The 14,343-nt window shown below is 36.7% G+C and carries 17 protein-coding genes; 1 reads left to right on the forward strand and 16 read right to left on the reverse strand.

Features of this window, described 5'->3' with window-relative positions; all coding sequences use genetic code 11:
* Positions 1–43: 43 nt before the first annotated feature.
* The 7 genes from KHA94_RS12545 to KHA94_RS12575 are packed head-to-tail and all read right to left on the reverse strand — an operon-like array spanning position 44 to position 5,625.
* Complete coding sequence (locus tag KHA94_RS12545; protein WP_213102478.1) at positions 44–1,021, reverse strand: biotin--[acetyl-CoA-carboxylase] ligase; 978 nt, start codon at positions 1,019–1,021, stop codon at positions 44–46.
* Positions 1,006–2,205, reverse strand: a complete 1,200-nt coding sequence (locus tag KHA94_RS12550; RefSeq protein WP_213102479.1) for a CCA tRNA nucleotidyltransferase — start codon at positions 2,203–2,205, stop codon at positions 1,006–1,008. The genes KHA94_RS12545 and KHA94_RS12550 overlap by 16 nt, the downstream gene beginning before the upstream one ends.
* 1 nt (position 2,206) lies before the next feature.
* Positions 2,207–3,346, reverse strand: a complete 1,140-nt coding sequence (gene bshA / locus KHA94_RS12555) for an N-acetyl-alpha-D-glucosaminyl L-malate synthase BshA (RefSeq protein WP_213102480.1) — start codon at positions 3,344–3,346, stop codon at positions 2,207–2,209.
* The gene (gene bshB1 / locus KHA94_RS12560) at positions 3,343–4,080 is read right to left on the reverse strand and encodes a bacillithiol biosynthesis deacetylase BshB1 (RefSeq protein WP_420828161.1); all 738 of its coding nucleotides are present in this window, start codon (positions 4,078–4,080) and stop codon (positions 3,343–3,345) included. Before bshB1 ends, bshA begins: the two co-directional genes overlap by 4 nt.
* The gene (gene mgsA / locus KHA94_RS12565; protein ID WP_213102481.1) at positions 4,052–4,471 is read right to left on the reverse strand and encodes a methylglyoxal synthase; all 420 of its coding nucleotides are present in this window, start codon (positions 4,469–4,471) and stop codon (positions 4,052–4,054) included. The genes bshB1 and mgsA overlap by 29 nt, the downstream gene beginning before the upstream one ends.
* 10 nt (positions 4,472–4,481) lie before the next feature.
* Complete coding sequence (dapB, locus tag KHA94_RS12570; protein ID WP_213102482.1) at positions 4,482–5,282, reverse strand: 4-hydroxy-tetrahydrodipicolinate reductase; 801 nt, start codon at positions 5,280–5,282, stop codon at positions 4,482–4,484.
* A gap of 13 nt (positions 5,283–5,295) precedes the next feature.
* Positions 5,296–5,625, reverse strand: coding sequence for a nucleotide pyrophosphohydrolase (locus tag KHA94_RS12575; RefSeq protein WP_213102483.1), 330 nt, complete (start codon positions 5,623–5,625; stop codon positions 5,296–5,298).
* 503 nt (positions 5,626–6,128) lie between these two features.
* Between KHA94_RS12575 and KHA94_RS12580 the strand changes: the two genes are divergently transcribed.
* Positions 6,129–6,989, forward strand: coding sequence for a YitT family protein (locus KHA94_RS12580; RefSeq protein WP_213102484.1), 861 nt, complete (start codon positions 6,129–6,131; stop codon positions 6,987–6,989).
* Positions 6,990–7,227: 238 nt separating this feature from the next.
* Here KHA94_RS12580 and KHA94_RS12585 read toward each other — a convergent pair whose 3' ends face one another.
* The 9 genes from KHA94_RS12585 to KHA94_RS12625 form a co-directional block, all read right to left on the reverse strand.
* The gene (locus KHA94_RS12585; protein ID WP_213102485.1) at positions 7,228–7,902 is read right to left on the reverse strand and encodes a zinc metallopeptidase; all 675 of its coding nucleotides are present in this window, start codon (positions 7,900–7,902) and stop codon (positions 7,228–7,230) included.
* Positions 7,903–7,994: 92 nt separating this feature from the next.
* Entirely contained in the window at positions 7,995–8,789 is a 795-nt protein-coding gene (ypjB, locus tag KHA94_RS12590) for a sporulation protein YpjB (RefSeq protein ID WP_213102486.1), read from the reverse strand.
* A gap of 88 nt (positions 8,790–8,877) precedes the next feature.
* On the reverse strand, positions 8,878–9,474 hold the full coding sequence (gene lhaT, locus KHA94_RS12595) for a lipoprotein heptaprenylglyceryl N-acetyltransferase LhaT (protein ID WP_213102487.1): 597 nt from the start codon (positions 9,472–9,474) through the stop codon (positions 8,878–8,880).
* A 222-nt stretch (positions 9,475–9,696) separates the two neighbouring features.
* Positions 9,697–10,470, reverse strand: a complete 774-nt coding sequence (locus tag KHA94_RS12600) for a menaquinol-cytochrome c reductase cytochrome b/c subunit (RefSeq protein WP_213102488.1) — start codon at positions 10,468–10,470, stop codon at positions 9,697–9,699.
* A 38-nt stretch (positions 10,471–10,508) separates the two neighbouring features.
* Positions 10,509–11,183, reverse strand: coding sequence for a menaquinol-cytochrome c reductase cytochrome b subunit (gene qcrB / locus KHA94_RS12605; protein ID WP_213102489.1), 675 nt, complete (start codon positions 11,181–11,183; stop codon positions 10,509–10,511).
* 3 nt (positions 11,184–11,186) lie between these two features.
* Positions 11,187–11,693, reverse strand: coding sequence for a QcrA and Rieske domain-containing protein (locus tag KHA94_RS12610; protein WP_213102490.1), 507 nt, complete (start codon positions 11,691–11,693; stop codon positions 11,187–11,189).
* 149 nt (positions 11,694–11,842) lie between these two features.
* Positions 11,843–12,307 (reverse strand): YpiF family protein, encoded by a 465-nt coding sequence (locus tag KHA94_RS12615; RefSeq protein WP_213102491.1) that lies wholly within the window; start codon positions 12,305–12,307, stop codon positions 11,843–11,845.
* Positions 12,308–12,404: 97 nt separating this feature from the next.
* Complete coding sequence (locus tag KHA94_RS12620) at positions 12,405–12,947, reverse strand: ReoY family proteolytic degradation factor (protein ID WP_213102492.1); 543 nt, start codon at positions 12,945–12,947, stop codon at positions 12,405–12,407.
* Between the two features lie 131 nt (positions 12,948–13,078).
* Positions 13,079–14,335 carry a tetratricopeptide repeat protein gene (locus KHA94_RS12625; RefSeq protein ID WP_213102493.1) on the reverse strand — a complete coding sequence of 419 codons (1,257 nt, stop codon included), beginning with the start codon at positions 14,333–14,335 and terminating at the stop codon, positions 13,079–13,081.
* Positions 14,336–14,343 lie beyond the last annotated feature (8 nt).

Raw genomic sequence — 14,343 nt, forward strand, 5'->3', positions numbered from 1 at the left:
ATTATAACAAATTAATGATTAAACTGGCTACAAAAAATTTCATTTATAGTTCAATATCTGCAGAATAGATATGATGAACTTTTCCTGAATCATCCTCAACTTTTAAGACGCCATCTTCTGTAATCCCAAGTGCCTTTCCATGAATACTACCTGTAATCGTCCTCGCTGTAATGTATTTCCCAATGCTGATTGCGTAGCTTTCCCAAAGCAGCTTGATAGGATAAAATCCCTTCTCAAGATATAGAAAATACAATTGCTCTAATTTTTGAAGAATCAATTTGATAAGATCTGCTCTTTGGAGTTTTTTATCACATTCAATTGAAAGTGAAGTAGCGATTGCTCTTAGGTCCTCAGGGTACTCTTCTACCTTCTGATTGACGTTAATCCCAATTCCGATAATTATTGAGGTAATCCGATCTGCATCAGCCTGAAGCTCTGTCAGTATCCCTGTTACCTTTTTTCCGTTTATCAAAATATCATTTGGCCATTTTATTTGCGGTGATAGTCCTGTAAAATCCTCTATTGCCTGAACAACTGCGACCGCAGTAATTAAAGTAAGCTGCGGGGCTTTCGGTGGAGGAATATTTGGACGTAAAATGACGCTCATCCAAATCCCTGTATATTTTGGAGAGTGCCATCTGCGATCCATCCGTCCTCTTCCTAAAAGTTGCTCCTCCGCAATGATGATGGTTCCCTCAGGTGCATCTTCATTTGCTAGACGATGAGCAATTTTTTGTGTTGAATCCACAGTTTCCTCATAATGAATATCCCTGCCTAAAACCTTTGTCGGTAGTCCCAGTCTTACTTCATCTGCTGTAACACGTTCAGGAATCTTTATAATTTTATACCCTTTCCTCCTTACAGCTTCTAGCTCAAATCCATCCTTACGCAATTCTTCTATATGCTTCCAGACAGCTGTTCTTGAGCAGCCAATAATATCAGCTAAATGCTGTCCAGATAAATATTCAGCCTCATTATTTGTAAATGCATCTAGGAGCTTCTTTCTTAATTCAGATTGCACTTCAACAGCCACTCCTTTAATGAATCTCTTCGATTGTTAACCTGTTTGTATAATACTGCTTTTTCGGCTGCTTCCAACTTTTCTTTAATCCATGGTCCAGGACTCTTATGAAACCATTCTTGCAAATCAGTTCCCGAAACCTGGAGCTCACTGCGCTGTTTAATAGGCAGTAAATCATATTGAGCCTTTAAGCGATTAAGATTTAGATCCACGCTTTGATTATGCAAAACATTCTTAATTCTTTCAGTACTGCTTATATACCCTTCACCAGCTTCAAACAAGTATTCTTCTATCCAATCATTGTCCACTCTATACTTTAGCCATTTTAATAATTGCCGTATTTTTTTTGTTTTTTTCACAGACAGCTTCCATAGTTTCAAAAATCCTTCTGACTCATGATCTTCTATTTCAAATATAAATAGAAGCAACACCCACATTTCATCAACTGTTAGTTGGAAACAATCATATTGACCAATTTTTCGTAAACCTTCATTTCTTTGTTTCATGGCAGGCAAATATCTATACAACTCTGTCTCAGCAAGTGCATAAAGAGCATTGATTCGATTTTTTCCAGCTAATAATTTTTCAAATTCCACTAGCTTTCTTTCTACAGATATCTTATCTAGGAGATGACTAGATGAAATGATAGCTTTTCTTGTTGTATCATCAATTTTAAAATCAAGTTGGCTATAAAATCGAACAGCGCGCATCATTCTTAATGCATCTTCTTGAAATCGATCTTCAGCATTTCCAACTGTTTTGATGACTCTTTCCTTTATCGCTTCTCTTCCTTGAAAAGGGTCAAAAAACTGCCCATGCTTATCCATCGCGATGGCATTCATTGTAAAATCCCTTCGCTTTAAGTCTTCATTCAATGATCGAATAAATTGCACCTCTGTTGGCCGTCTGAAATCTATATATTCTGATTCTGTTCGAAAAGTCGTGACCTCGTAAGGAACTCCATTAAATAATACGACAATTGTGCCATGCTCGATTCCAACATCTACAGTTCTTGAAAAGATTTCTTTTAATTCTTCTGGTGTGGCTGAGGTTGCAATATCGACATCAGCTATTTCTTTATGGAGAAGACAATCTCTGACAGAGCCTCCGACAAAATATGCTTCATAGCCGGCTTCTTCTATTTTCGATAATAGAGGAATAGCTTTTTGAAAAGCTTCCTTCAATTTATCTCACCTTCTTTAAAAGCTTGTAATAAATATTTTCGTATTGAGCGACAATAAGCTCAGATCGAAAGTTTTTGTAGGCAGATTTAACAGCCTCTGCAGAAAATTTTAGATGAAGTGCTTGATTAGAAAGCAGCGTAACCCCCTTTTCAACAATAATATCAATATCACCAAGTTCACAAAGGTACCCATTTTTTTCATGAGAAATGACTTCAGGAATTCCACCAATATTTGTCCCAATACAAGGTACGCCGCATGCCATTGCTTCGAGGGCAACTAAGCCAAAACTTTCTTTTTCTGAAAGAAGGAGCATTAAATCACTAATTGAATATAATTCTTCAAGATTATCTTGTTTCCCTAAAAATAGCACTTGTTCATTAATTCCTAATTCAGTTACAAGTCTGCACACTACAGATATTTCTGGTCCATCCCCAACAAGCAGAAGCTTTGCTGGAATCTTTTTTGCAATTTTAGCAAACGCCTTGACAACATCTTGAACTCTTTTTACCCCGCGAAAATTAGATACATGAATAACAACCTTTTCCTCGTCTTTAATCCCGTATTCTTCTCGCAAATAGTTAGAATTTGTTTGTCGATAAATCTGTTCATCAATAAAATTGTAAACAACCTCAATGGATTTTTCAGGTTTAATAACATCATATGTTTGAGTCGTCAATGAACTAGAGACAGCTGTTACAGCATCTGATTTTTCTATTCCAAAACGAATCGCATCGGTCAAGGAAGGATCATACCCTAGAACTGTAATATCCGTCCCATGTAAAGTTGTTACAATTTTTATATCCTTCTCGCTCATTTGTTTAGCCAAAATAGCGCAAACAGCATGTGGAATAGCGTAATGGACATGAAGTAGATCAAGGTTTTCACGATTGATTACTTCCGCCATCTTGCTTGCAAGTGCAATATCGTAAGGTGGATACTGAAAAACTGAATATTGATTTACCTCCACTTGGTGATAGAAAATATTTGGGTGCATTTTATTCAAACGAAACGGAAGGCTTGATGAAATGAAATGAATCTCATGGCCTATTTCCGCTAGCTTTTTTCCTAATTCAGTTGCTATCGCTCCAGACCCTCCAACAGTAGGGTAACAAGTAATTCCAATTTTTAATTTTGTTTTCATTCTTTTTCTCCAAATAAACCAAGATTCATTAGCAATGGTTTTTTTTGCATAAAACCTTCTGCATATTTTACTTCTACTTCTTTACCAAATAATCTTTCTCTAGCCTCAATTGATTCAATATATCCATTTACTAATGGAGTATCTACTGCCTCATCAGCCTTTATAAATTGACTTTTATATGCCTGCAGACTTGCAATTTTTTTATCCATAAATTCTGATACATCTATAACGAAATCAGGTTTATGAAAACCATTAATCATATAAAAATAACAATTTTGCACACGATGAGGTTCGAAAACATCTTCTGTTTCAAATTTTTTAATGCCTGCTGAAAAAATAGCCTCTTCCACTAATCGTGCACAATTCCCATGATCAGGATGGCGATCTTCAAAATATGGAGCAAAGACTAGATTTGGACGATATTTACGAATTACATTAACAATTTTTTTTATGTATTCTTGATTCATGTAAAGCCCTCTATCTGGAAGACTTAGAGAGTCCCTTATATCTACTCCTAAAATTTCTGCTGCCTTTATTGCTTCGTTTTTACGAATTTCTACCGTTCCATTTGATGATAGCTCGGCATCGGTAAGATCGCAAATACCAATTCTTTTACCGTCTTTTGCAAACTTAGCAATGGATCCACCCATTCCAATTTCAACATCATCAGCATGTGCCCCGAAGGCAAGTATATCTAGCTTCAATTCACGCATCTTGATCACCGCTTTTTCCATACACAATCGTTCTCCAGGATAAGTCCCCTCGTTCAAGCCCCTTTATGATAATTTCAGCAGTACCCATATTTGTAGCTAAAGGAACTGAGTAAACATCGCATAATCGGATTAATGCTGTGACATCTGGTTCATGCGGCTGAGCGGTTAAAGGGTCTCGAAAAAAAATAACAATGTCCATTTTGTTATTTGCCACATATGCACCAATCTCCTGATCCCCACCATATGGACCAGATTGAAAACGGTGAACAGAAAGACCCGTTTCATTCATTATTCTAGTCCCTGTCGTACCAGTTGCGAATAGATTATGTTCAGCCAAGATATCTTTATAGGCAGTCACAAAGCCGACAAGAGCATCTTTTTTCTTATCATGTGCAATCAATGCAATATTCATCTTATCGCCTCTATTCCAAAATATTTTCAAGCCCATATACAAGAGTATCAATTTTCAATACAGTATCTAAAGCTAACTTCACACCAGACATAAAGGATTGACGATTATACGAGTCATGTCGAATCGATAATGTTTGTCCTTCTGAGCCAAACATAACCTGCTGATGAGCAATTAATCCAGGTAATCTGACAGAATGAATATGCATTCCTTCATACTCTGCCCCTCTTGCCCCTGTAATGACTTCTTTTTCATCTGGATGTCCCTGTTTTTTTACTTTTCGTACATCTGCGATCATTTCCGCTGTTTTTACAGCTGTACCTGAAGGAGCATCTAGCTTCTGATCATGATGCAACTCAATAATTTCAACATCATTAAAATATTTACCTGCCATTTGAGCAAATTTCATCATAAGAACGGCTCCTATGGCAAAGTTTGGTGCGATGATACAGCCAATTTCTTTTTCACGACAAATAGAGTTAAGTTCCAATAGATTCTCTTTAGAAAAACCAGTTGTTCCAACTACTGGCCTGACGCCATACTCCAATGCTGTTTTCGTATGAAACATACCATGTTCTGGTGTCGTTAAATCTATAAGCACATCAGCCTTTGTCTCACGAAAACATTTTGCTATATCCGAATAAATCGGTATTTCTAAACCAAAGAAGCCCTCTACTTCACTTAATAATCTACCATCATATTTATGATCAACAACAGCAATTAAATGGTAATTTTCCGTCTGTTGTACAAGCTTAACAGCCTCTCTACCCATTCGTCCTCTTGGACCAGCGATAACGACATTAATTTTTCCCATATCAGCTTCTCCTTTATTCCTCGATTCTTGTCCATCGATCTTTATCACGAGTGTTGAATTTTTTCATGACAATGTCATGAGCCTCTTCTAAGTTAATATTTAATGAATTGGCTAAGCAAATAAGGACAAATAGCATATCACCCATTTCCTCTTCAATCGCCTTCTCCGTTTCTGTCTCTTTCTTCGGCTTCTCCCCAAATTGATGGTTAACCTCTCGAGCAAGCTCTCCTAATTCTTCTGTCAATCTCGCAAGCATTGCCAATGGGCTAAAATAACCTTCTTTAAATTGGCTAATATAAGCATCTACTTCCGCTTGAAGCTCTATCATTGTTTTATGTGACATTTTCAATTACACCCTTTCCAAAAATAAAACAATTAAAACACCATCATTCTTTCATGTTAGCTAAACAAATGCCCATTGACAAACATTTTTTATCAGAAAAGCGGAAGTGCCTTGTTCAGGGGCGACAAGCATAAGACGAGCCGACAGGAAGGTTGGGCTTTAACCTTCATGTTGGATTGGCTTATGACCTCGAGCCCCTAGGCGCTGGAGCTGGACATAGAAAAGCGGAAGTGCCTTGTTCTGGGGCGACAAGCATAAGACGAGCCGACAGGAAGGTTGGGTTTTAACCTTCATGTTGGATTGGGTTATGACCTCGAGCCCCTAGGCGCTGGCCGACTAAAAACGCCACGTCCTGTGGAACGTCGGCACTAGTACGTCCTGTACGTCGGAGCTAGACAAAGTAAAGCGGAAACCCTTTAATCTATCACCCGAAACTCTCTTGACTTTATCCACTATAAACAGGCACAATTATTTAAGTGAAATTTAGGAAGCGGAGGATTTTTATGAAATTAAAAAATATATTATATATCCTGTTAGGGTCAGCTATTTTTTCCTTTGGAATTGTCCATTTTAATATGCAAAATAATTTAGCTGAAGGTGGCTTTACAGGAATTACACTTCTTCTCTATTTTCTTTTTAATTGGGATCCTTCCTATACAAACTTATTGTTAAACATACCACTTTTCCTAGTAGGGTGGAAATTACTTGGGAGAAATTCTTTTTTATATACAATCCTTGGGACGGTAAGCGTATCGGTCTTCCTTTGGATTTTTCAGCGCTTTCAAATACATATGCCGTTAAATGAAGATTTAACATTAGCTGCATTATTTGCGGGCGTTTTTATTGGAACAGGATTAGGAATTATTTTTCGCTTTGGAGGGACAACTGGAGGCGTCGATATAATAGCAAGATTAGTGAACAAATATGCAGGAATAAGCATGGGAAGAACAATGTTCATGTTCGATGCAGTTGTCATTATCCTATCTTTAATTTTTTACTTATCATATAAGGAAGCTATGTATACACTTGTTGCTGTATTTGTTGGTGCTCGGGTAATTGATTTCATGCAGGAAGGCGCCTATTCCGCTAGAGGTGCGATGATTATTTCAGATTTGAATGATGAAATTGCCTCGAAGATCATGAATGAAATGGAACGAGGAGTAACTGTATTAAAGGGCTATGGCTCATTTACAAAAAAGGAAAGAGAAGTATTATATTGCGTTGTCGGAAAAAATGAAATTGTTCGTTTAAAAAATGTCATTACTTCCGTTGACCCGCACGCATTCGTTTCAGTCACGATCGTGCATGATGTTCTTGGAGAAGGCTTCACATTAGACGAAAATAAAAAGCCGCTTGAACTATAAATGAATCTTTCATCAGCGGGGGGATCTTTTTCTTCCACAATTAAGCGGAAGACCTACTTCCCGTTAATCTTCAATAAAAAACATTTAAAGGTGCCTATCAAAATGAATGATAGGCACCTTTATAAAAAAATGGCTATGTTAAACTTCCCTGTTGATTTCCGCAAGAAAGGTAAATAGCTTTCTGAGAGGCTTGTCTACTTCTATGCCTAAGGCTAAGTAAGAAGTTTACGTTTTCTATCTATTCTCGTCTTTGCTTGTAGATAAGTATAAGTCGAAGTAATTCCAATACTGCTACAGCTGCTGCGGCTACATATGTCAATGCAGCTGCGTTTAAAACCTTTCTTGTTTCCTTTTCTTCATCATCCCTGATCACCCCAAGAGCAATTACTTGATCCATTGCCCTATTGGATGCATTGAATTCAACTGGTAAAGTAACAAGTTGAAAAATAACGGCAGAAGCCATAAAAATAATACCTAGAAGAAGCAATCCATTCATTCCAGCAAGCATACCAATTAAAATTAATATCCAAGAAACATTAGATCCTAAATTGGCTACTGGAACAAGTGAATGACGGAAACGTAAAAATGCATAATCTTGTTGATCTTGAATAGCATGGCCTACTTCATGAGCAGCTATCGCAGCTGCAGCTACCGAATGTCCATGATAGTTGCTTGATGATAGCCTTACTGTTTTTGAACGGGGATCATAATGATCTGTTAAATGTCCACGTGTTTCTTCAATTCCTACATGATATAAACCATTGGCATCAAGAATTCTTCTTGCAACCTCTGCTCCTCTCATATGTGAAGAAGATGGTACTTTTGAATATTTTACATAAGAACCTTTTACTCTCATTTGCGCCCAAATTGGCACTATCATAATGATGATAAAATAAATTAGATATCCTCCCATTTTTGTACCTCCTTTACTGCGGTCTTTAGAAGGACACCGGAAATGGTGTAAAGCGTTATTTAACTTAATTCTATTTATAATAATGGATATCGTCAATCTTTTTGCCTTTTAGAAATATTTTTTTCAGCTTGTTGAGCCCCTTTGTATTTTCTCCAACCAACATAGGATAATGTAAGAATAATAATACTCCCAGTAGAAATTATTACCCACCATAAAGATGGATCAGCTTCGTCATCAGTCATTTCATCGAATAATAGCTGCAAATCTGCTTCTAATGCCTCAAGCTCCTTTTGTGTCGTTGATTCTTCTAAAACTTGGTTGCGATATTTATCGATGACCTCAATACGCGCATCCAATTTTTGGATTCTCTCAATATCAACATTTATTTTCATACTAGGGTAGATTACATCATACAAAGATAAAAAACTGTTCAAATTTTCATTGAATCGTTCCTTTTCGCCTGCATATGCAGCATCCTTCACTTGATTAAATGCATTCATGATCGGAGATTCCATCTCTGTCCACAACGGCTGATATGGAGACGTAACGGCATCCATAACAAGTCTAAACTTTGTAACACGATTTATTTTCTCTTCATGATTCAATGTTGCGTTTGCTGTTGCTTGAACAGCTTCATCATGTGAGATCGAAACGATCCTCAATTCATCAACAGTGAAGGATCTGCCTTTTCCTGAAACTGTTACAAATTGTTCCGAAAAATAATCAAGCAGCTTTTTAGCATCCTCATATCGATGTAGCTTGACCATTTGTAATGCTTCATTTGATAATTGATCCAATTTATCTACAGGTGAGGTTTCATCTGCATTTACTGATATGGGCAATAATAGAAAAAACATTATAATTGTCATAAATAGTCTTGCTTTCATTCTTGTCCCCCCTCAAATTACTATTAAATATGTATGAGAGAGTGGACAAGGTTAGACCAGAAAATAAGACCTTGGATTATCTATTCATCTATATATTCATTTTGAGTGTAAATCTATTTTTTCGTAAACATAAATAGGCAGTAATCCCCAGTGAAAATATCGTTAGCCAAAATGTAAAATATCCAATTTGAGGTGTATATAAATCCAAAATCGGATAACGTGGCAGCATGAAAAATACATAGTCGATAACATCATTATGTAATGTCCATATTGCTGTTACAACAAAGTGCCAAGTCTTAATACGGTAAAATGGTGCATAAAGCATCCCTTGAATGGCCATTGCTCCATGCGAAACAATAAGCATTAGTGCTACAATATCTAGTTCTCCTGTAACTTGATAAACTAAAATATTCATAACAACTGCCCAAATACCATACTTGATCAGAGTAACAATAGCTAATGCTTCGAATAATGGCCAATTTTTACCTAGCAAAAAAGCAATTAATACAAAAACAAAAAACAAACTAGCTGTTGGACTGTCAGGAACAAATGGCAAGAAAATAGTCGGGGTATCAACCAGTTGCCATTTGTACCAAATATAGCCATATATCGTACCTGCAATATTCACAATTAATAAAAGCCATAATACCGCTCGATTAGCTAATAAAGGATATATCCACTTCATTATTGCCCTCTTCTCTTTAAATATTATTCAACCATTATTTTACCATAGAGCATTCTAGAATATCTTATTTCACAGAAAAAAGCTGACGCAAAAACGTCAGCTTTTTCCATGAATAAGAAGTATAACATTTCTAAAGTTTTGAGAAATGTCTAGCGTAAGCAGCCACCTAAGAATTACAGAATGTACTATTCTTTGATTTTTCCGAAGGCACTTACGACTTTCTTATTTACTTGTTAGACCTGAAATATATTCAGCAAGTTTTTTAAGCTCTTCATCTGTGCCTTTGAACATACCAGCAGGCATTGAACCTCTACCATTTTTAGCAATCTCAGAAACCTCTTCAGGTGTTAGTCCTGTATCGACAAGAGCAGGTGAACCTCCGCCACCTGTAAGCTCTGCTCCGTGACAGGATAAACAGTTATTTGCTTCAAGTAGCTTATAACCTTCTGCTTCTGTATCAATTTCAACTTCTGCTACAATTTTCCCTTGATTTGCAGCAGCTTCCCAGTCATGAGTAGCAACTGACTGCCAAGTTAAAAATGTAATCCCAGCTATAGCAAGTAGCATAAATCCTGTAGCTAATGGACGCTTTGAAGGTCTGCGCTCAGGACCACGGTCGATGAACGGCGCTAATAATAATGCTCCAAACGCTAGGCCTGGAATAATAAAAGCACCTACGGCATTAAATGGACCAGATGCATAAGTATACTTAAGTAATTGATATAAGAATAAGAAATACCAGTCTGGAAGTGGAATATAAGCTGTATCACTAGGATCAGCTATTTTTTCAAGCGGTGGTTCATGGGCAACTGTTAAACATAAAAATCCAATTAAGAATACAGCACCAACCATCCATTCCTTCAATAGGAAGTTAGGCCAGAACGCTTCTGTTTTTCCAGGGTATTCCGAATAATCTTTTGGAATATTCGGTTTTCGTTCAGAAGGCGCAGGTACACGAGAGTCACCTACGAATTTCATACCTTTTCCACGATGCATTGGGCGATTCCCCTCCTTTTTCAATATAATCGTGTTTTTTACAATGGTCCGGAAATACCTTGTTTACGAATCATAACAAAGTGAGCGGCCATTAATCCAAATAAAGCAGCTGGCAAGAAGAATACGTGAATCGCAAAGAAGCGGGTAATCGTTTGTGCTCCGACAATATCTGGATCTCCAGCAATTAATGTTTTTAAGTATGTTCCTATTAAAGGAGTAGATTCAATAATTTGCATTGTAACTTTTGTTGCGAACAGTGCTTTCATATCCCAAGGTAATAAGTAGCCTGTTAAACCAAGTGCAAGCATAACGAAGAAAATAAGTACTCCAACTACCCAGTTTAATTCACGAGGCTTTTTATACGCTCCCTGGAAGAAAACGCGTAACGTATGTAGAAACATCATTACGATAACTAAGCTTGCACCCCAGTGATGCATACCGCGGACAATTTGTCCAAATGCAACATGGTTTTGCAAGTAATACACGGATTCCCATGCATTTTTAATATCTGGAACATAATACATAGTTAAAAACATTCCAGATAAGATTTGAATTACAGTAACGAAGAACGTTAATCCGCCAAAACAGTAAACAAAAGCAGAAAAGTGATGTGCAGGGTTAACATGCTCAGGCACTTCATGATCTGCTATGTCTCGCCATAAAGGCGTAATATCTAAACGCTCATCTACCCAATCATAAATTTTGTTTAACAATGATTACGCCTCCTTTTTTGGCTTGGCTTTTCCTAAATAAAGAAATCCGTCTTTTTCTTTGTAAGGATATACATCTAGCGGTGCAACCGGTGGAGTTCCAGGAACATTCGTACCATCTTTCGTATAAAGTCCACCATGACAAGGACAATAGAACTTATCTGGATTTGCCTTATCAGTATTCCAGTCTACTACACAGCCTAAATGCTTACATACAGGCGATAATGCGACAATTTCCCCTTTGTCATCTAAGTATACCCATGCAGTACCAGTTACTTCTGATGTGTACCAAGCATCCTGCTGTTCAAATTTAAAGTCAACCCTAGTTGGAACTTCAGTAATTTCAGAAACTTTTTGTGGAGTTGGAATGAAATCACTTTCAGCTTTAGCTTGCAAAACTGGATCAACAGCAAAACGAACCATAGGCATTAACATACCTGCAGCCATGAAACCGCCTACACCAGTTAGAGTATAGCTAAGGAATTGACGTCTAGATACTTGATTTTTGCTCATACATTTCCCCCCTCTATTATGAAGTAAAGTCCAACGGACATAATTCAACACAATATAAAACTAGGACATAACCATGATATATCAATCTGTAATGAAGGTCAATATAATCCTAAGGTAAAACATGTCAACTATGTGTCCTATAGAGTGTTTTAGTCGGCTGATTGCCATTTTTGAAGAAACAAATTCATTAATTGCTTCACTTGATCCTCTAAAAGCGAATTTCGATTCTTCTCATCCATATGTACTAATGGAAGTGAAGGCATCCAAATTAGCTCGCCTTCTAACTGATTTTCAACAGCCTTCCAATTACTATCAGAAGTTAAGAAAAGAACATGTTTAAAGCCATTTTCAAGTAACTCTCTCTCCCAAACTTTTAAATCCCCTAGAAGCTTGTCTATAGACTCTGTTTTTATGTAAGAATAGCCAGGTAGCAAGAGAAGTCTTCCTCTAAATTGTCTTTCAAGCTGCATACTTAGTAATGAGATAAACTCAGTCATTGATGCTGCTTGTTTTGTATCTTTACTGATAGCAACAGGCAGCAATGGCAAAACAGCAGTATCAACATATTCCTTTGATTGCAGGAACATATCAATGTCTTGGGGGTTCCACTTCATCCACTTCACTCCATTACTTAATTTATCCTTTTCATCATATCACTATTATTGAACTGCTACAAAAAAATAAAAAGCCTGCTAAATAGCAAGCGAAAAATTAATACTTTAGTTTTTTTAGTTCTTCTGATAAACGCAGGAAGCTATTTTCATCATGTTTATCAAGCGCTTCATCAATTTTCTTTAAAAGACTTTCTTTTTGAAATTTCTTTATACTGTCATTTAGGAATCTTTCGGCAACAATTTTATCCTTTTCACTAATTTCAATACGATTCGGCATAAATGGATTTTCTTCTAGAACTGCAGCATATTGATGAGCTTTATTCGATGCATGGAAATTTAGTTGAATAAAAATATCCTCTTCACGGTTCAGACGAATATCATGAAAAGATTTTTCAGCATCAGTCGTCATAACATTTTCCTTATAGAAGCGAAATGGCACTTCTTCTACACAATGGGTTGACATAATTAATCCCTTAGGGCAATACTGAGCTTGTTCTACAAAATGAACTTTTTCCATTAGCTGGTCATGGCTCATCAAATAATTCAATATCCAGACGCATTCACGCCTTTTTAATTGATAATGATTGAGAAACCAGCGAATAAAATCCTTTTTCTCGTTGACAGATACAGGGGCTGACATGTTCGATTCCCTCCTCTGCTTTTTAGAGGATAGAGATTTGAAGCAAGAATTGAAGAAAACAGTCAATGAGCCGATTCCTTTCATTTACTCCTATATTCTCTATCCCAATTTTTTAAATTAGTATTAGTTGATTACTCTAAAAGCCTTTGTAGTATATCTTGATATTCTATGCTGTCTGGCTCCATAATAACTAGCTTACTAAAAATTTCGGCAGCCTCACTCATTTTTCCTTCCTCAATTAAAAAATTCCCGTAATCCGAAAGAAAATCTGAATGCTCTTTAAAGTAAGTATATGCGATTGTGTATTTGTTTAATGCTAATGAATATTCCTCTAAATGTTGATAGGCAATGGCAGCATCCCATAGAAGCCGAGGCTCTTCTTCTTCAAAGTCATTAAATAAATCTGTTATTTCTAAAACATCTTCATATCTTTCCTGATGAAGGAATAATTTAGTCAAGGTGGAAGCAGCTTCTGTATACTCTGGATCAAGGGCCAAAGCCTCTCTAAAAAGCACCTCTGCATCCGCTTCCTTATTAAGCTTTAGTGCAAGTTTCCCGCCATGAAAAAAAAGTTCTTTATTAAAATTATCGTACTCAATTCCTGTTTTTATGGCATTGAAGCTATTTTGCAGCTCTTCCTCACGCTCATATGCCTTTGAAAGATATAAGTATAAGGAATGGTATTCCGGATCAAGCTCTTTGAGTTCATTAAATTTTTCGATAGCAGTCCGATTAAAGCCAGCTTGTAAGGCTGTGAATCCAAAACTAAAAAGGGTATTAATTTCAATTTTTTCATTCAAAGCTTTTTCATAATAGGGTAAAGCTTTCTCAAATGCGCCACCAACACTAAGAACTTCCGCCATTCTTTGATTGACATTTACTCCAGCTATCACATCGTCCGTCATAAGAACTTTTTCGTAAGCCTTTGTTGCCTCTAAGAATTTTCCTTGTTCAGCGTATAACTCCCCTAAAGCAAAATCAATTATAACTTCATTTTGTAAAATAGATTTTGCTCTCATTAGCTTTTGCTCGCTTACTTCATATAGGCCTTCCATTTGATAGAGATCAGCTAGCAATAATAAGGATTGAGGATAGCTTGGATCTTCTTCATTTAATCGTTCTAACACAAGTATTGCTTCATCCTCTTGACCAAGGTCAATATGGGCCTCTGCTAAGAGGACAAGTAACTCTCCCTCTTCAGGATAGGACTCAAGCAATCTTTCGAATAATGCCTTTGCTTCCTCAATAAAACCAAGCTGAAATAATTCCTCTCCAAGAACAAATCTCTCTTCATGGGAACCGTTTGTAAGTATTTTTCGATAGCTTCTTAACGCTTCTTCATGATTACCGTTCTCTAAAAGCGTTATGATTTGATTTATTTTATCCATTCTCATTA

The organism is Cytobacillus citreus, from assembly GCF_018343665.1.
GTDB classification, from domain to species: Bacteria; Bacillota; Bacilli; order Bacillales; family Cytobacillaceae; genus Cytobacillus; species Cytobacillus citreus.